Raw genomic sequence first — 21,045 nt, 5'->3', positions numbered from 1 at the left:
CTGCGCGGGGCGTTTACGGCAGCGGGTGCGGCCCTCCGGACTCCGTCCTGCGGTCCGCCCCCTCCCGTGGGAGGGGGGAAGGAGACCGGTGGGGGTGAACGTCAGCGTTCGTGTGCCGGTAGTCGACGGACGGAGCCCGCCCCCACCGGCCTGTTCACCCTCCACCCACGGGAGGGGACAGACCGTAGGACGAAGTCCGTAGGGCTGTCACCGCACCCGACAACCCACGCCCGCCGCAGGCGCAACGGCGAACAACCACCACGGGGCCGCACCCGACAAACAACCGCCCGCCGCAGGCGCCACGGCGAAAAACCCCCACGGCGGGAAAGCCGACAACGTGGGAAGCCAGCCAAGCGCAGCGAATGGGTGATCGGGCCCCATCCGGGTGTCGTAGAGCAGCCCCCACGCGTTGGACTGCCATGACCGTCTTCCGCGTCCGACCGTGGTTCCTGCCGACCAGCCTCGCGGCGTTCCTCACCGAGGTGTGGCCGGACGGGCCGGCTGACGCGCCGTCGGACGCCGGGCCCGGCGAGCCTCGGGAGGGCGGGGCCGACGGGCCGCCCGCTACCCGGTCAGCTGATTCAGGGACGGCCGAATGCCTTCCGTGCCCCGGTGCGGCCGAGGACGGCGGCGAGCGCTCCCGCAGGCGCCCTGACCGGCCCTGACGGGCGGTCGCGCGGGCGGCCGTGCAGCGGAGTTGACAGCGCGTCGCAAGCCGGCGGACGCACGCACCGTGGCCATCGGGTCACCACATGTGGCGAGCGGTGGTGATCGCCCATAACTTCGCCTCATGGCGCTTCGACAGATGACATACATGGGCTGCGTCGCAGCGGTGATGGCCGGCGGACTGGGCGCGGGCGCCCCCTGCGACGGCGCGCGACATGTGGTGCGCCCGGGCGATTCGATCCAGCGGGCGGTGGACAGGGCGCGGCCGGGTGACACCGTCGTCATCAAGCCCGGCGTCTACCAGGAGAGCGTACTGATCAACAAGTCCCGGCTGCGCCTCGTCGGAGCGGGCGGGAAGACGGTGATCAAGCCGACCGGGAAGCGCGCGGAGAACGCCTGCGGGCAGGAGGGCAACGGCATCTGCGTCATCGGCAGCAAGGGCCACCCGCTCCATGACGTCCACATCCGTTCGCTGACCGTCGCCGGCTTCAAGGGGAACGGCATCTGGGCCTCCGGCACCGAGCGGCTGACCGTAACCGAGGTGACCTCGCGGAAGAACCGTGTGTGGGGCATCGCCACGGAGAAGTCCACCGCCAGCCTGATCAGGGACAACCAGGTCGTCGGCAACGGCGACTCCGGCATTTTCGTCGCGAACACGGTCAAGGAGGAGGGCGGGGCCACCGACACCCGGGGCACGTCCATCTCCCAGAACCTCATGACGGACAACCGGATCGGTGTCACGATCCGGCGCGTCAGGAATCTGACGGTCAGCTACAACACCATGACCGGGAACTGCGGCGGGGCGTTCATCGTCGGCGACGAGTCACGCCCCAGGGCGGGTGCCCTGACCGTACGGAACAACGAGATCACCAAGAACAACAAGTACTGCCCCGCCAACCCCCGTCTGCCGTTCCTCCAGGGCTCCGGCATCGTCCTCACCGGCACCGAGGAGGCGAGGGTGGTCCACAACCTCATCCGGGACAACGCCGGCAAGTCCCCGCTCTCCGGCGGCGTCGTGCTCTTCCACAGCTTCGTCAAGGCCCTCAACGAGCGCAATGTCATCGGGGACAACGTGGTGCTGGACAACGAGCCGGTGGACCTGGCCAACCGGGACACCGAAGGCCGGGGCAACGAGTTCCACGGCAACAAGTGCCGGACCTCGGAGCCGGCCCGTCTGTGCTGACTTCACACGGGAGAATCGAGGCGGAATGACCACCGTAAGTCCCACCCCCCAGCCGGCCATGCGGCTGCGCGAGCTGGTCTTCGGAGCCGCGTGCGCGGCGGCCGTACGGGCCGCGGCCAAGCTCGGCGTCGCCGATGCCCTCGGCGAGCGGCCCGCCACGGCGCAGGAGCTGGCCACCGCGGTGCGGGCCGAGCCGCGGCCGCTGGAGCGGCTGCTGCGCACGCTGTCCTGCTACGGGATCTTCGAGGAGACCGCGGACGGGAAGTACACCCACACCGAGATGTCCCGGCTGCTGCGCGAGGACGCCCCCAACAGCCTGCGCTACATCTCCCTGTGGTGCACCGAGCCCTGGACCTGGGACGCCTGGCCCCGGCTCGACGAGGCGGTGCGCTCGGGCCGCAACGTCTTCGACGGCCTGTACGGCAAGGACTTCTTCAGCTATCTCCACGAGGACGCACCGGACTCCGCCGACGTCTTCGACCGGGCCATGACCACCTCCAGCAAGCAGTCGGCCGAGGACCTCGCCGCGCTGCTCGACCTGTCCGGAGCGTCGTCGGTGGCGGACATCGGCGGCGGCCAGGGGCATGTGCTGGCCGGCCTGCTGGAGAAGTACCCCGCGATGCAGGGCACGCTGCTCGATCTGCCCACGGTGGTGGCGAACCCGGACCCCCGGCTCCGTGAGGGCGGCGCGCTCGCCCCGCGGGTACGGATCGTGCCCGGCGACTGCCGCGACGACATCCCCGTACAGGCCGATGTCTACATCATCAAGAACATTCTGGAGTGGGACGACGAGAGCACCCGCCGGACGCTGCGCAACGTCGTCGACGCCGCCCGCCCCGGCGCCCGCGTGGTGATCATCGAGAATCTCGTCGACGACAGCCCCTCGATGAAGTTCACCACCGCCATGGACCTGCTGCTGCTCCTGAACGTCGGCGGTGCCAAGCACACCAAGGAGAGCCTGGTCGGCCGGATGTCGGCGGCCGGCCTGAAGGTCGGCGACATCACGCCCGTCAACCCCTATCTGCACGCCTTCGAGTGCACCGTCCCGGCGTGACGCGGACGGCGAGATGAACGTGCCCGTGAACGGCAGGCCGCCCGGCGAGGAGAAGCCTCCTCGCCGGGCGGCCCGGCCCGTTCCCGGGCGGATGCGTGCACCGGGGGATCGCCCCGCCGCCGCCTGCGCGTCAGCCGCGGCCGTCGCGCTCCCAGCGATAGAACTCGTGGGCCATCGCGTCCTTGGGGCTGCGCCAGGTCTCCGGGTCGTACGCGCTGACGTAGGCGGACAGCTTGTCGCTCACCGCGCGGAACTCGGGGTGCTCGGTGACCTTGGCGATCTCCGGGCCGGGCGGCCGGTCCGATTCGATGAGGTGCAGATACACGTCACCGAACTGGAAGAGGGTCCGCCGCGAGACGCCGACCAGGTGGGGCAGCTCCGTACGGTCGGAGGCCTTGAAGACCTCGGCGATGTCCGGAGCCGAACCGGGTGCCATGCGAGCGACGATCAGAGCGTGATGCATCGGGGAGATCCCTTCTTTGCCGCCGGGTGGCGGTGCGGACACGGCCCGGCGGACGGTCAGGTGACGGCGGCGGAACGCAGCTCGCGGTCCCGCTGTTCGATCTTGTCCCGGATGAGTTCCAGCTGGATCCGCGAGTTGCGGTTGATCAGCTCGGTCATCCCCTTGTCGTCGACCGGGGCCTGCGGCTTCATCGCGAAGTCCTGGGTCCAGTGCATCGAGGTGCCGCCCGGGATCTCGGAGTACTTCCAGTGGATGTCCATGTGCTCGAAGGGGCCGGTCTCCACGCGGCGGGCGCGGACGGTGCGGGCCCTGCGGTCCATGACCCGTTCGGAGACCCAGCTCCAGACGGTGCCGTTGTCGTCCGGGTGCATCGTCAGCCGGAAGGTGGTCTTGTCGCCCTCCCGGGACAGCACCTCGACCGAGGCGTACTCGCTGAACAGCTGCGGCCAGTTCTCGATGTCGTTGGTGATGTCCCAGACGAGGTCGAGGGGCGCGGCGATGGTGATGTCGTTCTCGGTGTGGCCGGGCATGTCAGGCTCCTGTCGTAGGCACTTTGTCCTTGTCGGCGTGGACGTGGTCGGTGTTGACGAGGGCGAGGAAGTCGCGCGGCGTCCTGCAGCGCTCCGCGTCGGTCGGCATCGGCCGGCCGTGCCGGTTCTCCAGTTCGCCCACGATGCCGAGGAGGCCGAGCGAGTCGAGGCCGAACTCGGCGAAGGACAGATCGGCGCGGGTGGCCAGGTCCTTCGGGTCGACGGTGAGGCCGGCGGCCGACTTCATCAGCGATGCCAGCTCGTCGAGGGTCAGTTGAGCGGTCATGTGGGGTTCTCCTTCTCACGAGGGGGGCGTGGGGGCGTGCCGCAGCACCATCGCCGCGTTCGACCCCATCAGCCCCCGGCTCAGCACCAGCGCCGTCCGCAGCTCGGCGGGCCGGGCCCGGCCCGTCACCACGTCGAGGTCGTGGCACACGTCGACGACGTTGGGCGTGGGCGGCACCACGCCGTTCTCCATGGCGAGCACCGCGGCCGCGATGTCCAGGACGGGGGCACCGCAGTACGCCCGCCCGGTGCCGGTCTTGGGCGCGGTCACCGGGACCCGGCCGGTGCGCCGGCCCAGGGCGTCCGCGAGGGCCAGCGCCTCGGCCCGGTCGGCCGACGGGACACCGAGCGCGTCGGCGAACACCACGTCGATCTCCTCCGGGGCGCACCGCGCGTCCTGCAGTGCGCCGCGGATCGCGTGGGCGAGCCCGTCGCGGGACTCCTCCCACCGCGAGGCCCCGGTGAAGGTCGCGGCGTGCCCGGAGAGCACGGCCCGGACGGTCGCCCCGCGGTTCCCGGCGGCCACCGCCTCCTCGATGACCAGCATCGCGCCGCCCTCGGCGGGCACGAATCCGCAGGCACCGTCGGTGAACGGGCGGTAGGCGCGGTCCGGGTCGTCGAGCCTGCTCAGATCGTCGTAGCCGAGCTGGCAGACGACCGAGTAGGGGGCCAGCGGCGCCTCGGCGGCGCCCACGACGACGGCGTCGGTGCCGCGCCGGATGGTGCGGCAGGCGTGCGCCAGGGCGTCCAGGCCGCCCGCCTCGTCGCTGGCCACGACTCCGCAGGGCCCCTTGAAGCCGCCACGGATGGAGATCTGTCCGGTGCTGGCCGCGTAGAACCAGGCGATGGACTGGTACGGGCCGACGTGCCGGGAGCCCTGGCCCCAGAGCCGTTGCAGCTCCCGTTGGCCGAACTCGCCGCCGCCCGATCCGGCGGCCGTGACGACCCCCACCGCGAACGGCGAGTGGTTGTAGTCGGCGCGGCCGAGGTGGGCGTCGTCCAGCGCGAGGTTGGCCGCCGCCATGGCGAAGTGCGTGAACCGGTCGGTCTGGACGAGGTAGCGCTCCTCGATCAGATCCGCCGGGTCGAAGCCGCGGACCTCACCGGCGACCTTGAGCGGCAGGTGCTCGCACCCTTCGCGGGTCACCCGGTCCAGGACGCTGATGCCCTCCCTGGTCGCTTTCCAGAAGGCCTCGGTGCTCACCCCGTTGGGGGCGATGACGCCGATGCCGGTGACGACGGAGCGTCGTTCCTTAGGGGAGCTCATCGTGCCCTCCCGCCCTGTCGGGTCAGTACGACCGCTGACTGGAATCCACCGAAGCCGCTGCCGACCGAGAGCACCGAACGCAGCGGCAGCTCCCGTGCCGTCCGGGGCACGTAGTCGAGGTCGCACTCCGGGTCCGGGGTCTCGTAGTTGGCCGTCGGCGGCACGACCTGGTGGGTCAGTGCCAGCACACAGGCGACGATCTCGATGGCGCCGATCGCGCCGAGCGAGTGCCCCACCATGGATTTGATGGAGCTCATCGGCACCTGGTAGGCGTGCTTGCCCAGCGACCGCTTGACCGCGGCGGTCTCGTGCCGGTCGTTCTGCTGGGTGCCGGAGCCGTGTGCGTTGACGTAGTCGACCTGGGTGGCGTCGATCCTGGCGTGGCCGAGCGCGCGGTTGATGGCCTCGGCCATCTCCAGGCCCTCCTGGGTGAGGCCGGTCATGTGGTACGCGTTGCCGAAGGTGGCGTAGCCGCGTATCTCGCAGTGGACCGTCGCACCGCGGGCGCGGGCGTGTTCCAGCTCCTCCAGGACGAGTACGGCGCCGCCCTCCCCCATGACGAATCCGTCGCGGTGGGCGTCGAACGGCCGTGAGGCGTGGGCGGGGTCGTCGTTGTTGGCGGAGGTCGCCTTGATCGCGTCGAAGCAGGCCACGGTGATCGGGGAGATCGGCGAGTCCGACGCGCCGGCGATGCACACGTCGACCCGGCCCTCCTCGATGGAGTGGAAGGCGTACCCGATGGCGTCGAGGCCGGAGGTGCAGCCCGTGGAGACGGTCTGCACCGGGCCGTGCGCACCGACCTGTTCGGCCACTTCGGAGGCGAGCGAACTGGGGGAGAACGCCCGCTCCAGATAGCGGCCGGCCGGCCGGTGGTCGACGTCCCAGCGCTGCCCGTGCTCGCTGACGGCGACATAGTCGTGCTCAAGGCGCGTGGTGCCGCCGACCGCGGTGCCCAGGGACACCCCGATGCGCCAGGGGTCCTCCTTCTCGGTGTCCAGGCCGGCGTCGCGCAGCGCCTCGTCGGCGGCGACCCTCGCGAACTGGATGTACCGGTCCGAGCGGGCGATCTGTTCCCGGCTCAGCCCGTGGGCCTCGGGATCGAAGTCGCACTCGGCGGCAATGCGCGAGCGGAAGCCCGCCGGGTCGAAGAGGGTGATGCCGCGGGTCGCCGTACGTCCGGCGGACAGCAGGTCCCAGAAGGCGGGTGCGCCCACACCGCCCGGGGCGACGATGCCGACGCCGGTGACCGCCACACGGCGGGTCATGACACCGGCTCCGTTCGTTCGGGTGGCACGGCCGGCGTGCTGTCCTCGGCGCCCTCGGTGTCGACGTGGCCGAGCTCGGGGCGTGGTGCCAGCGGGCCGAGGTGGAAGACCATCCGGGCCTCGACGTCTCCCACGTTGCGGAACCGGTGCCGCATGTAGGGGGGAATCAACAGGCCCTGGTCCGGGCGCAGCGGGTGGGTCTCCCCGTCCAGGTCCACTTCGAGGGCGCCCTGGACGACGTACACGAACTCCTCGGAGTACGGGTGGTAGTGCTCGCCGATGCGCTCGCCGGGCTGGACGAGTGCCATGCCCATGAAGCCGCTCGTGGCGCCCACCGCACTGGGTGTCAGCATGGCGCGCAGATCACCTCCGCGCCGGCGGTTGGGCTGGGTCTCGCTGAGGTCCACGATGCGTGGGCGGTCCGTGGTCATGGCTGATTCCTCCAGGGGGCGTGAGGCCGTCGGTCGAGTGGGGTGGGATCTGCCGCGGGCGGCTGCGGTCAGGCGTCCGGGGCCCGGCGATCGGTGATCAGGGCCATGTCGGAGCGCGTCAGGAAGCGTGCGAGCTCGCGGTCGTCGGACAGGCCGCCGGCCGCCTCGGTGTCGAGGAGGCGCCGCAGCACGGCGATCTTGCGGGGGCCGCGCACGCCGAGCGACAGCACGGGGTCGCTGTCGATGGGGATCCGCAGGTCGATCAGCCGGACGACGATGTCGTCGCGCTGGAAGATGGTGCTGCCGGCGATCGGGGAGTTCTCGTCGTCGGCGGCCAGTTCGTCCTGGCGGGCCAGCATCCTGGCCAGCACCATGCCGCACCCCTCCTTGGCGGGGTAGAGCAGCGCATGGCGCCGTACGTCCTCGGGCCGGCTGCCGTGTGCCGCGACGTGGTGCACGGCGGGCAGCGCGGCGCGGGTGAAGAACACCCGGGCGGAGTTGGGGTCGCTGAGGTCGCGGTCCTGCTCCAGGTAGGGGTTGATGGCCTCCTCGACGGCCCGGACCTCGGGCTGCCGGGAGACGTGGCGCAGCGCCGCGACGAGGTCGCCCTGCACCTCGACGGCTCGTACGACGCGGTTGCCGTGCATGAACAGGGAGGTGCGGCGCAGCCGGGTGGTGTCGTCGACCCGGGCCTCCGGGGAGGTGTAGCCGGCGAGGATCTCGGCGACCTTGTCCTCGCTGCCGGGCTTGACGGTGAAGGTCAGGGCGTGCCGGACCACTCCGTCGCCGACGCGGGGGTTGGCCTGCAGCCGGCCCTTGGGGGGCTCGGGGGCGAGCGAGGCGACGTTGGAGGTCTCGCGCAGGACGCTGAAGCGCAGCGAGCGGGTGTCGCGGACGCAGCTGTGCAGCGGCTGGACCATCTTGACGTGTTCCTCGCTGTTGACCCAGGTGAGGAATGGCGCCGCGCTCTCCCACTCACTGGTGATCAGCCACTGCGAGGGGTTCTCGATGGACTGGCACAGCTGGTCGGTCATGTGCCCGGGGACCGACGCGACCTGGTTGCGCAGGTGCTCGTAGGCTTCCAGGAAGCGCTGCTGGGCTCCGTCGTGGAGGTCCAGGAGCAGCACGACTCGGAGGCGGGAGCCGTCGAAGGCGGACTGGGATATTCGTTCCGACAGCGTGGTCATCGTCTACGCATCTCCTTCGGGGCCCGACGGCCCCTGTGGTGCGTCGTCAGTTCCGGTGCGATCCGGAGGACTGAGCCGGATGGTGGGCGGCTGCCCGGGTGTCCGGGGCGTCCCGGATTCGATCGTGGCGGGGACCGTCCGGTGGCGCGAGATCTGTGAGCCATGCAGGTGAATCGTGATCGAACACGGTCACATCCGGGCATTCGTGCTCCATCTGCCCTCAATGCGCCCATGGAGCTGGAGCACGAATGAACCCCACCGTTGAAGACCGGGTCCCGGTACTCATCGTGGGCGGGTCCCTGGTGGGCCTGTCCGCGTCGTTGTTCCTGGGACGTCTGGGTGTGCGGCACCTACTGGTCGAGAAGCACGCGGACACCTCACGCCACCCGCGCGGGCGGGGGAACAACGTCCGCACGATGGAGCTGTACCGGGTCGCCGGAGCGGAGCGGCCGATCCGGGAGGCCGCGTCGGTCCTGGCCGCCAACCACGGCATCCTGCAGGCCCCTTCGCTGACCGGCGACGAACAGGAGTGGCTATTCAAGGAGATCGACCCGGGCGGTGGCCTGGCCCGGATCAGTCCGTCCGCCTGGTGTCTGTGCAGCCAGAACGACCTCGAACCCGTACTGGTGCGCCGCGCCCGCGAGCAGGGCGGACAGCTGCGGTTCGGCACCGAGCTGGTCTCCTTCGAGCAGGACGCGCAGGGGGTGACCGCGGTCCTGAGGAACCGGGAGACCGGCGAGCAGAGCACCGTGCGGGCGGACTACCTGATCGCGGCCGACGGCCCGCGCAGCCCGGTCCGCGAGCGGCTGGGCATCGGCCAGACGGGCCCCGGCGACCTGTTCCACAACGTGAGCGTCACCTTCCGCGCCCCGGCCCTGGCGGACGTGGTGGGCGACCGGCGCTTCATCGCCTGCTACCTGACCAACCCCGAGGCGGACGGGGCGCTGCTGCCGGTGGACAACCGGGCGGAGTGGGTCTTCCACGCCCCCTGGCACCCCGACCAGGGCGAAACCCTGGAGGACTTCACCGACGAGCGGTGCATCGACCACATCCGCCGGGCGACCGGTGCCCTGGACCTGGACGTGGAGATCACCGGCAAGGCCCCCTGGCACGCCGCCGAGCGGGTCGCCGAACACTATGCGGCCGGCCGGGTCTTCCTCGCCGGCGACTCGGCCCACGAGATGTCCCCCACCGGGGCGTTCGGCTCCAACACCGGCATCCAGGACGCCCACAACCTCGCCTGGAAGCTCGCGGCCGTCCTGAACGGCTCGGCGGGCCCCGGTCTGCTGGCGACGTACGAGGCGGAGCGCCGGCCGGTGGCGCGCGAGACGAGCGCGCGCGCCTCGGCCCGGTCCGCCGAGCACAGCCATCCCGGGTACGTCCCGGCACCCGGGGCGGGCGGGGGCCGGCAGCGCGGCGTGCTCACCGTCGCCCTCGGCTACTGCTATCCCGAGGGCGCGGTCGTCGGCGCCGACCCCGAGCTCCCGGTGGTTCCCGAGCAGCTGCGGCTGACCGGCGAGCCGGGCACCCGCGCCCCACACATGTGGCTGCACGCCGGCAGCGAGCGCCGCTCGACCCTGGACCTCTACGAGAAGTCGTTCGTGCTGCTGTCCGGCTCCGACGGCGACATGTGGCGCACTGCGGCCAAGGGCGCCGTCCAGCGCTTCGCCGTAGCGCTGGACTGCTATCTGATCGGCACCGAGCCGGACGACGACCTCGCCCCGGAGGAGGGCGTCGACTGGGCCGAGAAGCACGGCACGACGCCCGAGGGCGCGGTGCTGGTGCGCCCCGACGGCTTCGTGGCGTGGCGGGCGGAGGGCCGGGTGGCCGACCCCGAGGCGGCGCTGGCGCAGGTCTTCGCGTCGCTGCTCGACAGGGACTGACCGCGCGGGCCGCCCGCGCGCCCGGCCCGGTCCGTACGGGACGCCACGAGCGGAACGGGCCGGAAGGTGGGGCGCACGGGGCGGGTGAGGGCCGTGGGGCCGGCGGGATCTGCACCGGCCCCACGGCGCCGGGAACGTATCTTCTGCTCGTCACCACCGAAGGGGCTTCTGCGGACTGCCCCGGCCGCGTCCCGCAACTCGGTGGCCGATTTCCGGTTGAGTCCGGGCATGGACGCCAAGAAGCCCCCCTCGCACCCCTTTCAGCGCATCTCCCTCCCCCACCAGCTGCCACCGTTGCCACCGCCCGCTCCCCAGGCGCGGCGCCCCACCGAGGAGGGGACGCCGATCTTCGACCAGCTCCTCAAGGAGTGGCGCTCGGGGGCGCTGCGTCCGGTCGTGTCATGGCCGACCGACGATTCCGGGAAGATCAGGGCGGGCGCGGCTGTTGGGACGGATGATGGACGTCCCTATCCGCGGAACCGCGACGAGGAGCATGACCGTGAGCCTGTACGACATCCCGCTGCGCACCCTGACCGGTGAGCCCGCTTCGCTCGCCGACTATCGGGGCAAGGCCCTGCTGGTGGTGAATGTGGCGTCCAAGTGCGGGCTGACCCCGCAGTATTCGGGCCTGGAGCGGCTGCAGCAGCGCTACGAGGACCGTGGCTTCAGCGTGCTGGGCTTCCCCAGCAACCAGTTCGCCGGCCAGGAGCCGGGCACCGCCGAGGAGATCGCCACGTTCTGCTCGGCGACGTACGGCGTCAGCTTCCCGCTGTTCGAGAAGACCGACGTCAACGGCGCGGACCGGCATCCGCTGTACGCGGCGCTGACCGGCACCGAGGACGCCGAGGGGGCGGCGGGCGACGTCCAGTGGAACTTCGAGAAGTTCCTGATCGACGCCAAGGGCGAGGTGGCGGGCCGCTTCCGGCCGCGCACGGAGCCGGAGGCCGAGGAGCTCCTCGCCGCCATCGAGGCGGCTCTGCCGGCCTGAGCCGGGTGGGCCCTCAGACCACGGCGATGTCGGTGGCCCCGGTGGACGGGGCGACCGGGTCCTGGTCGGGGGCCTCGGCAGCCGCGTCCTCCTGTGCGAGCGCCTCGCCGGACACGCTCTCGAAGTCGCCGGTCAGCCCGGTCATCGTCAGCAGCCGGGCGACGCAGCCGCCCTCGATGACGCCGGTCAGCCGCAGCCGGCCGCCCCGCTGCCGGGTTCGGTGGCGGGCGCGGCTGAGCAGCGACAGTCCGGCGCAGTCGATAAAGGTCACCGCGCACAGATCGACCACGAGGTCGACACCCTGGCCGCGGGTGATGCCGTCCAATCGGTCGGACAGCACCGAAACGGCGAGGATGTCCAGGTCACCGTGGAGTTCGAGCACGGTCGTGCCGCCCGCCGCGCGGTGCGGGCCCACAAGTCTCGGATGGTGCGGAGCGTCGTTCATCGGCCCGACCCACTTTCGTGCCGGGGACGCGGGGTGACCACGCGCTCCCGGCGGAGACGTACGGAAGGTGTGGGAGGGCGCCCGGCACGATCCGGGCGGGCCGGCCCGTTCCCGGGTCGTCGATGGTGCGGTTGCGTAGCGCTGGTGCCGCTACGTTTCTGCAACTGCGCCCATGGTTGTCTACGGCTTACCCGCCGACCGCCGTCCTCAAGTCCCGGCGTGCGCCACATCCGCATGTTGTCTCAAAGTCGCCCCTTGCGTGCATGGCCGAGATAGGTGACCAACGGCCGGCGCTCCGGCGCGAGCGCGAAGCCCGCCACCGCCTCGATCTCGTCGTCGCCGATCCGGCCGCTGCGGCGCGCCAGGATTCCGGTCAGCAGGCTGCGGACGCTGCGGGGCGCGAAGTCGCAGACGCCGCCGTCGGCCAGCCCGTGGCGCGCCAGCAGCGCGGCGACCTCGGCCGGCGTACGCAGCCGGCGCGCGGCGTAGCGGCCGGCCGGCACCACCCGGGTCATCGGCAGCCGCTGGAAGGCCCCGAGGTAGACCAGCCGGGAGACCGGCGTCCGGTTGACCGTGTCGTAGACCAGGACACCATCGGGCGCGAGGGCGCCGGCGGCCTGTTCCACCACCCGGTCGGGGTCCTCGGTGACCTCCAGGGTGTCCGCGAGGTAGACCAGGTCGAACGCGGCGGCGGGGACGCCGAGCCGCTCCGCGGGCGCGGTGCGGTACTCGACGGCCGGGCCCTCGCGCCCGGCGGCGCGGGCCAGCGCGGTCGCGGCCCCGGAGGGATCGACGGCGGTGACCTGGAAGCCGAGCGCGGCGATCCCGCGCGCCAGCAGCCCGCGCCCGCTGCCGACGACCAGGGCGCGCCCCGAGGGCGCCCGGCCGAGCCGCTCCAGGACCCCGGACGTGTACGCCAGACGTACGCCCTGGAAGGCGGCCGCACGGATCTGCCGCCCGTCGACCGCTTGGGGGTCGGCCGAGTCCAGTGCGATCAGCGGGGTCGTGCCCATCGCGTGCTCCCTCGTTCAGGTAGGGGTTCCCTCAAGGTTCCAGCTTCCCTGACCGGGACTGCGACCGGGACACCACCCCGGTCGCCGCGTGCAGGCACTGCGGTGGCGCGCTCACGCCGGACAACACCACCCAGCCACTGCGGGCGAGGCGGCACCGGGAACCCATCGGCTCGCATCGTCATCTTCAGGGCAAATAGACTGTCCAAACCGCCCGGAAGAGTGAGGTGTGTCCTGAAGTCGCCCGACCCGGCGGCCGACCGCTCCGCCGATGCCACAGCCGATCTCGCCGACCGCACCGCGCAGAGCCTGCGCGAGCTGGCCGGCGGGCCGATCTCCCGGCTTCCGCAGCTCCTGGAGGCGATGGCGGCGATCGGCTCCGACCGTGATCTGCACCGCTCGCTGGCCCGTATCGCCGAGACCGCCGCCGCCCTCACCGGTGCGCGCTACGCCGCCGTCGGCATCCGCAACGCGGACGGCGACGGGCCGGCCGAGGACCTCATCGCCCACGGCGTCGCCCCCTCCCCGCGGGGCCCGGGCCGGTCGCCCGGCCACGACGTCCTCAAGGTGCCCATCACGTTCCACGGCGAGACGTTCGGCGCCCTGTACGTCGCGGACCGGCGCGCCGGCGACAGGCCCGGCGGGGAGGGCGCCGAGAAGTCCGCCGCGCCGGGCGACCCGGGGTTCCGGGACGAGGACCTCCACCTGGTGCGGGTGCTGGCCACCGAGGCCGGTATCGCGATGGGCAACGCCCGGATGCACGCCGCCGCCCGGCAGCGCACCCGCTGGATCGACGGCGCCGCCTCCGTCACCACGGCCCTGCTGGCCGGCCCCGAGACCCGCTCGACGACCGGGAACGCGCTCACCGTCGTCGCGGAGAAGGGCCGCGAGCTCGCCGAGGCGGCCACCGGAGCGGTGCTGCTGCCGCACGCCGAGGGCGGTATGGAGGTCGTGGCGATCTCCACCGAGCTGCCGGACACCGTACGGACCGAGGCGTACCGCGGCCGGATCCCGCCGGAGAGCCCGGTCGTGCACCGGATAGCCGCCGGGCTCGCGGTCTTCGCCGACGACTTCGCCACCGACCCCCGTTCGGTCTCCCCGCTGTCGCGCCACTACGGCCCGACGATGCTGCTGCCGCTGCGCAGCAACGGGCGGGTACTGGGCGCCCTGGCGCTGTGCCGGGCGCCCGGCGACCGGCCATTCAGCCAGACCGAGCGCACCCTGGGCACCCAGTTCGCCGCCCAGGCCGCGCTGGCGCTGGTCCTCGCCGACCGGCACCGCGACCGCGAACGACTCGCCGTCTACGAGGACCGCGACCGCATCGCCCGCGACCTCCACGACCTGGTCATCCAGCGGCTGTTCGCCACCGGGATGCTGCTGGAGAGCGCCCGGCGCAAGGCCGTGGTGCCGGAGGTGCGGGAGGGGGTCGGCCAGGCGGTCGACGAGCTGGACGCGACGATCCAGGAGATCCGGACGGCGATCATCGCGCTGCAGCAGGGCCCGTCCCAGGCACCGCCGGGACTGCGTACGCGCATCCTGCGGGAGGCCGGCGCGGCGGCCGAAGCGCTCGGCAGCCGCCCGTCCGTGCAGTTCACCGGCCCGGTCGACGCCCGGGTCGACGACGCATGCGGCCGCGAACTGCTGACGGCGCTGCGCGCCACGCTGACGGCGGCCCGGCCGACGCGTCTGGAGATCGTCGTGGACGCCACCGCCACGCTGCCCGACGGCCGCCCCGCCGTACGCCTGACGGTGACCGCCCCCGACGCCGCCGCTGGGCCCACGGTCTGGGAACGCGCCCTGTGAGCCACACCGCCGGTCCGGGGATTTCCGGGCTCCGTCGAGGCCTTGAAGGGTGATCCTCGGGGAATGACTTGACCTCAATTTTGGTTGAGGTTCTAGGTTTCTTTATGTCGCCGGTCACGCACGGCGATCCCGTGACGACCCCGGCACACTGGAGGACCCCATGGACATGGAAGTCACCGCCTGGCATTCGCTGCACAGCACGATGACCGCGCAGCAGGGCCGGCGCCGGTTCTCGCGCGGGACGCTGCGCCGGATCATGGCGTTCGCGCGGCCGCACCGACGGCACCTGCTGTGGTTCCTCGTACTGAGCACGGTGACCGCGATGCTCGCGGTGGCCACCCCGCTGCTCGCGGGCCGGGTGGTGGACGCGATCGTGGGCGGCGACTCCTCCGCCCTGGTCGTCCAACTGTCCGGACTGATCGCCGTCATCGCCGTCGCGGAGGCGGGCCTGGGACTGCTGACCCGCTGGCTGTCGGCGAGCATCGGCGAGGGGCTGATCCTGGACCTGCGGACGACGGTGTACGACCACGTCCAGCGGATGCCCATCGCCTTCTTCACCCGCACCCGGACAGGTGCGCTGGTCAGCCGGCTGAACAACGATGTGATCGGGGCCCAGCGGGCCTTCAGCGACACCCTGTCGGGGGTCGTCAGCAACATCGTCACGCTGCTGCTCACCCTCGCCGTGATGCTCACCCTGTCCTGGCAGATCACCCTGATCGCGCTGGTGCTGCTGCCGGTGTTCGTCCTGCCCGCCCGGCGGGTCGGCCGGCGGCTGGCGGATCTGCGCCGGGAGGGCGCCGACCACAACGCGGCGATGGGGACGCAGATGACCGAGCGGTTCTCCGCACCGGGCGCCACGCTCGTCAAGCTGATGGGCCGCCCGTCCCGGGAGTCCGCGGAGTTCGCCACCCGGGCCCGCCGGGTGCGGGACATCGGCGTCCGCTCGGCCATGGTCCAGACGTACTTCGTCACCGCGCTCACCCTGGTCTCCGCCCTGGCGCTGGCCGTCGTCTACGGCCTGGGCGGGTTCCTGGCGCTGCGCGGTCAGCTGGAGGCGGGCGCGATCGTCTCCCTCGCCCTGCTGCTCACCCGGCTCTACGCCCCGCTGACCGCCCTGTCCGGGGCCCACATCGAGGTGATGAGCGCGCTGGTCAGCTTCGAGCGGGTCTTCGAGGTCCTCGACCTCAAGCCGCTGATCACCGAGAAGCCGGACGCCCGCCCGGTGCCGGAGGGCCCGGTGTCGGTGGAGTTCGACTCCGTGCGCTTCGGCTACCCGTCCGCCGACAAGGTCTCGCTGGCCTCCCTGGAGGAGGTCGCCACCCTCGACACCCGCGGCGGCGAAGAGGTCCTGCACGACGTCTCCTTCCGCGCCGAACCCGGCCAGATGGTCGCCCTGGTCGGCTCCTCGGGCGCCGGGAAGTCCACCGTGGCCCAGCTGCTGCCGCGGCTGTACGACACCGACGCCGGCGCGGTGCGGCTGGCCGGGGTGGACGTCCGCGAGCTGACCGCCGCCTCGCTGCGCGACACCCTCGGCATGGTCACCCAGGACGGGCACCTCTTCCATGACTCCATCCGCGAGAACCTGCTGCTGGCCAGGCCCGAGGCGACCGAGGACGAGCTGTGGGACGCGCTGCGCCGGGCCCGTCTGAAGGAGCTGATCGCCGGGCTCCCCGACGGTCTGGACACCGTCGTCGGCGAGCGCGGCTACCGGCTCTCCGGCGGCGAGCGGCAGCGGCTGACCATCGCCCGGCTGCTGCTCGCCCACCCCCGGGTGGTGATCCTGGACGAGGCCACCGCCCACCTGGACAACACCTCCGAGGCGGCGGTGCAAGAGGCCCTGACCGAGGCGCTGGAGGGCCGTACGGCACTGGTCATCGCGCATCGGCTGTCGACCGTACGGGCCGCCGACCTGATCCTGGTCGTCGAGGGCGGGCGGATCGTCGAACGCGGCACGCACGAGACGCTGCTGGCGGCGGACGGGCGGTACGCGGAGCTGTACCGGACGCAGTTCACCGACTCCAGCGCCGAGCGGGAGGCCGAGGCGCGGACCGCGCGGGACGCGGCCGCGGACACGGATTCCGGCCGGGATCCCCTCGCCGAATCGGCGCTGGTGAACTGACCCCCGCACCGGAAGGCCCCCACCTCTTGGCGGGGGCCTTCGGCATGCCGAAAACTGAGGAGATGACGCAGCGCGCGGAACACTCCACGGTCATGGACCGTCTCGCCATCGACGAGCTGATCACGGGCTATGCGATCGCCGTGGACGACGGCGACTGGCCGGGCTATCTGGCCCTCTTCACGCCGGACGGCCGCGCCGACTACCGCTCCGCGGGCGGCATCGAGGGCGACATCGAGCAGGTCGCGGGCTGGCTCGCCGAGATGCTGCGGCACTTCGCCATACGGCAGCACCTGATCGTCAACCGCCGGATCACCCTGGCGAGAACGGACGGCGCGCCGGGCGACACCGCGACCGTCCGGGCCGACTACCTCAATCCGATGCGGCTCGCCGGACCCGCGACGGACACCGGGGGCGGCGCCACCGCCCCCAATTACACCTGCGCCGGCCGCTACGACTTCACCGTCCGCCGCACCGCGGAAGGCTGGCGGCTGACCGGGGTCGTGGTGCAGGAGAAGTGGCGGGAGGTACACATCCAGGACGGCTGACGCCCGGCTGCCGGACGCTCGGCGGTCCGAATCGGCCGTCCTGGCCACGCCCCCTTTTCTTGATCGGCCCGCCCGCGCACACTGGCCGTCCGACCGGCGGAGACCCGCACGAGGGAGGCCGTATGGACAGATCGCCCGGCCGTCGGGCGTGGTGGCTGCGCTCCCCTTGGGGGCGCGCGGCGGCCGCGGCGCTCGCCGGGGCGCTGCCGGCCCTCGCCTTTCCCGCCCCGTCCTGGTGGTGGCTGGCGTACGCCGCGCTGGTGCCCTGGCTGCTGCTGGTGCGTTCCGCGCCGACGTACGGCCGGGCCGCGCTGGACGGCTGGCTGGGCGGCGCCGGCTTCATGCTGGCCGTGCACCACTGGCTGCTGCCGAGCCTGCATGTCTTCATACTCGTGCTCGCCCTGCTGCTGGGTGCGCTGTGGGCGCCCTGGGGACTCCTGGTGCGGGCGCTGCTGGGCGGCGCGCCCGGCGCCGGCCGGGGCGCCGCCGCGCTGGTGCTGGTGCCGTCGGGCTGGCTGATGGTCGAACTGGTCCGCTCCTGGGAGTACTTGGGCGGCCCCTGGGGTCTGCTGGGTGCCAGCCAGTGGCAGCTGCCGCCCGCGCTGCGGCTGGCGTCGGTCGGCGGGGTGTGGCTGGTCAGCCTGCTGATCGTGGCGGTGAACACCGCACTGGCGGAGTTGCTCGCCCGCCCGGCGGTACGGCTGCCCGCCGTCGCCGGCCTGCTGGTGTGCGCCCTGGGCGCCACGGCGGCCTGGTACTGGGCGCCGGTCCCCCGCCCCGCGGGCACGGTGCGGATCGCGGTCGTCCAGCCGGGCCTGACCGGCACCCCCACCGAACGGCTGGCGCGCAGCGAAGCGCTCACCCGCTCGCTGGCGGGCCGCGGGGTCCGGCTGGTCGTCTGGGGCGAGAGCAGCCTGTACCGGGACCCGGTGGACCGCCCCGATCTCGCGGCCCGGCTCGCCGCGCTGTCCCGGCGGACGGGCGCCGAGTTGCTGATCAACGCCGATGCGCCGCGCAACGGCGGGCCGGGGATCTACAAGAGCGCGGTGCTCATCGGACCGGACGGGCCGACCGGTGACCGCTACGCCAAGATGCGGCTGGTGCCGTTCGGCGAGTACATACCGCTGCGGTCGGTGCTGGGCTGGGCGACGAAGGTCGGCAAGGCGGCCACGGCCGACCGGATACGCGGCGCCCACCAGGTGGTGATGCCGGTCGCCTCCGCGCACGGGCTGCGGATCGGGCCGCTGGTGTGCTTCGAGACCGCCTTCCCGGACATGAGCCGTCATCTGGCGCGCGACGGTGCGCGGGTGCTGGTCGCCCAGTCCTCGACGTCGACGTTCCAGGGCAGCTGGGCGCCCCTGCAGCACGCCTCGCTCGGTGCGCTGCGCGCGGCCGAGACCTGGCGGCCGATGGTGCATGCCACGCTCACCGGCGTCAGCGCGGTGTACGGCCCACGGGGCGAGCGGATCGGCGAACAGCTCGGCGTCGACCGCAGTGCGGCGGCGGTCTACGACCTGCCGCTCGCCGAGGGCACCAGCCCGTATGTCCGGTACGGCGACTGGGCCGTGTACACGGCCGTGGGCGCGCTGGTGCTGGCCGGCGCGTACGCGGGTGTCCGCGCGCTCAGCGGACGGCCTGCGCCAGCGCGTCGGTGACCACCCGTTCGCACAGCTCGTGGGTGCGCAGCGCGTCCTGCGCGGACGGCGTCCGGCCGGCCCGTACGTCGTCCAGGAACGCCTGGACGATCTGCTCGATGCCGCGCTGGCGGGCGACCGGCACCCAGTCGCCGCGCCGCCGAATACTCGGCTGACCCTTGTGGTCGATGACCTCGGCGAGATTGACGACCTGGCGCTTGGTGTCGTGGCCGGACACGTCGAGGACCTCCTCCGCGGACCCGCTGAGGCGGTTCATGGTGCCGATGGCGGTGAAGCCGTCGCCCGAGAGCTGCAGCACCACGTGCTGCATCAGCCCGTCCCGGATCCTGGCCCGCACGTCGATGTGGTCGATCTCGCCGGGCACGAGGAACCGCAGGGTGTCGACGACGTGGATGAAGTCGTCCAGGACCAGCGTGCGCGGGTCCTCCGGCAGCCCGACGCGGTTCTTCTGCATCAGGATGAGGTCGCGGGCGTGCTCGCGGCACTGGGCGTAGGCGGGCGCGAAGCGGCGGTTGAAGCCGACGGTGAGGCCCACCGCGCGGTCCTCGGCGAGCGCGACGATCCGCTGGGACTCGGCCAGTTCGTAGGAGAGCGGCTTGTCGACGTAGGTCGGGACGCCGGCCTCGATCAGCCGGGTCACGATCTGCGGGTGCGCGGTGGTCGCCGCGTGTACGAAGGCCGCGTCCAGGCCCGTGGCGAGCAGCGAGTCCAGGTCGGTGTGGAGCTGTTCACCGCTCAGGCGGTGGGCGGCGCCGACCCGTTGGAGGGTGGCCGGGTTACGGGTGCACAGATGTATCTCAAGGCCCGGTTGTACGCCCAGTACGGGCAGGTACGCCTTCTGGGCGATGTCGCCGAGTCCGATGCAGCCGATCTTCACTCGTGCTCCTTGGGTAGCTCCGCGGTCCTGGTGCCCCGCGCCTCGGCAGCATACGTGGCGGCCGGCGGCGACCAGTCGGCGATGCCGTCCAGGGCCCGCAGCGCGAGATCCGGCGCGGTGGGGGTCCCCCCTGGACGCAGTCGTCGGAGTCCTTGGGGAAGGGCGGTGGCGGCCAGCAGGGCGGCGCGCAGCGCACAGGCGGGCCGGGAGCGCCAGGTGGTGAGGCGCCCGATGCGCTCGGCCCGCCGCACCACCTCCATGGTGCGCGGCAGCCGCTGCCGGGTGTAGGCGGCGAGCGCGGCGGCGAGATCGCCGTCCGGTTCGGCCAGGTGCGCCAGCACGACGGCGTCCTCGATGGCCTGGCAGCCGCCCTGCCCGAGGTTCGGGGTCATGGGGTGGACGGCGTCGCCGAGCAGGGCGACCCGGCCCCGGTGGAAGGCGGGTGGCGGCGCCGCCACGGTGTGGACGTCGTTGCGGAGCACGGCGGCCGGGTCGGCGGCGGAGAGCACGGCGGGGACGGGGTGGTGCCAGTCGCCGAAGCGGCGCAGCAGTTCGGCCCGCTCGTCGTCGGCGGCCCGGCCACCGGGTGGGACGGCCGCGGTGGCGTACGCGTAGACGCGGCCGTCGTACAGCGGCATGGTGCCCCACAGGCCACCGGGACCCCAGGTTTCGTGCGCGGTCCAGGGGCGGTCGAGGGCGGGGACGACCATCCGCCAGGCGGTGAAGCCGGCGTAGCGGGGTGCGGGGTGGCCGGGGAAGAGCGTGCGGCGGACGGCGGAGTGGATGCCGTCGGCGGCGACGACGAGGTCCGCGGTCAGCTCCTGCCCCTCGCCTCCGGCGATACGTACGCGTGCCGGGTGGGCGGGCGAGGCCGGGTCGCCCGGGTCGACCAGGGCGGCGGGGGAAGCGGTGCGCACCGCTCCGTCGGGCAGCCGCGCGGTGAGCAGGGCGATCAGGTCGGCGCGGTGCGCGACCAGGACCGGCCCGCCGAACCGCCGGACGGCGGCGGCGTCGTCCGTACGGGCCAGCCGCCGGCCGCTGGGGAGGCGGAGCTCACCGGAGGCCTGGCGGGCGGCCGTCGCGCGTACCGCGTCGCCCGCGGCGAGGGTGTCCAGGGCGCGCTGGGCGTTCGGCGCGAGGCCGATGCCCGCGCCGTCGCGCCGCGCGCCGGCCGCGCCCGCGGCCTGGTGGCCGGACCCGGAGCCCGCCGCGGCGGCGCGCTCCAGGACGGTGACCGACCAGCCGCGGCGGCCCAGTGCCAGCGCGGCGGTGAGCCCGCCGATGCCGCCGCCGATCACGATCGCGGTGGGTTGCCGCATGCCGCCTCCCCGGTCCACAGTGCGCGACTACAGGTGTAGTGGCCGCTCCACACAGGAGACTACACCCGTA

The 21,045-nt window shown here is 72.7% G+C and carries 19 protein-coding genes; 8 read left to right on the top strand and 11 right to left on the bottom strand.

Annotated features, from left to right (window positions below; all coding sequences use genetic code 11):
- Positions 1 to 790 precede the first annotated feature (790 nt).
- Together ACZ5XZ_RS26915 and ACZ5XZ_RS26910 are read left to right on the top strand one after the other, a co-directional pair.
- Positions 791 to 1,849 (top strand): right-handed parallel beta-helix repeat-containing protein, encoded by a 1,059-nt coding sequence (locus ACZ5XZ_RS26915; RefSeq protein WP_468982414.1) that lies wholly within the window; start codon positions 791 to 793, stop codon positions 1,847 to 1,849.
- 25 nt (positions 1,850 to 1,874) lie between these two features.
- Positions 1,875 to 2,903, top strand: a complete 1,029-nt coding sequence (locus ACZ5XZ_RS26910; RefSeq protein WP_468982411.1) for a methyltransferase — start codon at positions 1,875 to 1,877, stop codon at positions 2,901 to 2,903.
- Between the two features lie 130 nt (positions 2,904 to 3,033).
- Here ACZ5XZ_RS26910 and ACZ5XZ_RS26905 read toward each other — a convergent pair whose 3' ends face one another.
- The 7 genes from ACZ5XZ_RS26905 to ACZ5XZ_RS26875 all read right to left on the bottom strand — a co-directional run bounded on the left by ACZ5XZ_RS26905 (position 3,034) and on the right by ACZ5XZ_RS26875 (position 8,331).
- Positions 3,034 to 3,366 (bottom strand): TcmI family type II polyketide cyclase, encoded by a 333-nt coding sequence (locus ACZ5XZ_RS26905; RefSeq protein WP_384438712.1) that lies wholly within the window; start codon positions 3,364 to 3,366, stop codon positions 3,034 to 3,036.
- A gap of 56 nt (positions 3,367 to 3,422) precedes the next feature.
- On the bottom strand, positions 3,423 to 3,896 hold the full coding sequence (locus ACZ5XZ_RS26900) for an SRPBCC family protein (protein WP_468982410.1): 474 nt from the start codon (positions 3,894 to 3,896) through the stop codon (positions 3,423 to 3,425).
- 1 nt (position 3,897) lies between these two features.
- Positions 3,898 to 4,182: an acyl carrier protein gene (locus tag ACZ5XZ_RS26895; protein WP_468982408.1), complete on the bottom strand. Its 285-nt coding sequence runs from the start codon at positions 4,180 to 4,182 to the stop codon at positions 3,898 to 3,900.
- Positions 4,183 to 4,197: 15 nt separating this feature from the next.
- Positions 4,198 to 5,448, bottom strand: a complete 1,251-nt coding sequence (locus ACZ5XZ_RS26890; protein WP_468982405.1) for a ketosynthase chain-length factor — start codon at positions 5,446 to 5,448, stop codon at positions 4,198 to 4,200.
- On the bottom strand, positions 5,445 to 6,713 hold the full coding sequence (locus ACZ5XZ_RS26885) for a beta-ketoacyl-[acyl-carrier-protein] synthase family protein (protein WP_468982403.1): 1,269 nt from the start codon (positions 6,711 to 6,713) through the stop codon (positions 5,445 to 5,447). Before ACZ5XZ_RS26885 ends, ACZ5XZ_RS26890 begins: the two co-directional genes overlap by 4 nt.
- Positions 6,710 to 7,144: a cupin domain-containing protein gene (locus ACZ5XZ_RS26880; RefSeq protein WP_468982402.1), complete on the bottom strand. Its 435-nt coding sequence runs from the start codon at positions 7,142 to 7,144 to the stop codon at positions 6,710 to 6,712. Before ACZ5XZ_RS26880 ends, ACZ5XZ_RS26885 begins: the two co-directional genes overlap by 4 nt.
- A 68-nt stretch (positions 7,145 to 7,212) precedes the next feature.
- A complete protein-coding gene (locus ACZ5XZ_RS26875; protein WP_468982399.1) occupies positions 7,213 to 8,331 on the bottom strand; it encodes a SchA/CurD-like domain-containing protein in 1,119 nt (372 codons plus the stop codon).
- A gap of 248 nt (positions 8,332 to 8,579) precedes the next feature.
- Between ACZ5XZ_RS26875 and ACZ5XZ_RS26870 the strand changes: the two genes are divergently transcribed.
- Together ACZ5XZ_RS26870 and ACZ5XZ_RS26865 are read left to right on the top strand one after the other, a co-directional pair.
- The gene (locus ACZ5XZ_RS26870; protein ID WP_468982397.1) at positions 8,580 to 10,214 is read left to right on the top strand and encodes an FAD-dependent oxidoreductase; all 1,635 of its coding nucleotides are present in this window, start codon (positions 8,580 to 8,582) and stop codon (positions 10,212 to 10,214) included.
- A gap of 499 nt (positions 10,215 to 10,713) precedes the next feature.
- The gene (locus ACZ5XZ_RS26865) at positions 10,714 to 11,202 is read left to right on the top strand and encodes a glutathione peroxidase (protein ID WP_468982396.1); all 489 of its coding nucleotides are present in this window, start codon (positions 10,714 to 10,716) and stop codon (positions 11,200 to 11,202) included.
- Between the two features lie 13 nt (positions 11,203 to 11,215).
- Here the strand turns inward: ACZ5XZ_RS26865 and ACZ5XZ_RS26860 are convergent, their stop codons facing one another.
- Both ACZ5XZ_RS26860 and ACZ5XZ_RS26855 read right to left on the bottom strand, forming a co-directional pair.
- Complete coding sequence (locus tag ACZ5XZ_RS26860) at positions 11,216 to 11,647, bottom strand: STAS domain-containing protein (RefSeq protein ID WP_468982393.1); 432 nt, start codon at positions 11,645 to 11,647, stop codon at positions 11,216 to 11,218.
- 242 nt (positions 11,648 to 11,889) lie between these two features.
- Entirely contained in the window at positions 11,890 to 12,660 is a 771-nt protein-coding gene (locus tag ACZ5XZ_RS26855) for a class I SAM-dependent methyltransferase (RefSeq protein ID WP_468982391.1), read from the bottom strand.
- 219 nt (positions 12,661 to 12,879) lie between these two features.
- Between ACZ5XZ_RS26855 and ACZ5XZ_RS26850 the strand changes: the two genes are divergently transcribed.
- The 4 genes from ACZ5XZ_RS26850 (at position 12,880) to lnt (ending at position 18,779) form a co-directional block, all read left to right on the top strand.
- Positions 12,880 to 14,460 carry a GAF domain-containing protein gene (locus ACZ5XZ_RS26850; protein WP_468982390.1) on the top strand — a complete coding sequence of 527 codons (1,581 nt, stop codon included), beginning with the start codon at positions 12,880 to 12,882 and terminating at the stop codon, positions 14,458 to 14,460.
- A 160-nt stretch (positions 14,461 to 14,620) separates the two neighbouring features.
- Positions 14,621 to 16,579, top strand: coding sequence for an ABC transporter ATP-binding protein (locus ACZ5XZ_RS26845; RefSeq protein WP_468982388.1), 1,959 nt, complete (start codon positions 14,621 to 14,623; stop codon positions 16,577 to 16,579).
- Between the two features lie 62 nt (positions 16,580 to 16,641).
- Complete coding sequence (locus ACZ5XZ_RS26840) at positions 16,642 to 17,124, top strand: nuclear transport factor 2 family protein (RefSeq protein ID WP_468982385.1); 483 nt, start codon at positions 16,642 to 16,644, stop codon at positions 17,122 to 17,124.
- Positions 17,125 to 17,246: 122 nt separating this feature from the next.
- Positions 17,247 to 18,779 carry an apolipoprotein N-acyltransferase gene (gene lnt / locus ACZ5XZ_RS26835; RefSeq protein ID WP_468982383.1) on the top strand — a complete coding sequence of 511 codons (1,533 nt, stop codon included), beginning with the start codon at positions 17,247 to 17,249 and terminating at the stop codon, positions 18,777 to 18,779.
- Here the strand turns inward: lnt and ACZ5XZ_RS26830 are convergent.
- Positions 18,748 to 19,656 (bottom strand): Gfo/Idh/MocA family protein, encoded by a 909-nt coding sequence (locus ACZ5XZ_RS26830; protein WP_468982382.1) that lies wholly within the window; start codon positions 19,654 to 19,656, stop codon positions 18,748 to 18,750. The genes lnt and ACZ5XZ_RS26830 overlap by 32 nt on opposite strands.
- Entirely contained in the window at positions 19,653 to 20,975 is a 1,323-nt protein-coding gene (locus tag ACZ5XZ_RS26825) for an FAD-dependent oxidoreductase (RefSeq protein WP_468982379.1), read from the bottom strand. The genes ACZ5XZ_RS26830 and ACZ5XZ_RS26825 overlap by 4 nt, the downstream gene beginning before the upstream one ends.
- Between the last annotated feature and the right edge of the window lie 70 nt (positions 20,976 to 21,045).

Source organism: Streptomyces sp. NPDC033270 (assembly GCF_055576575.1).
This window is presented reverse-complemented; position numbering and strand designations above follow the sequence as displayed.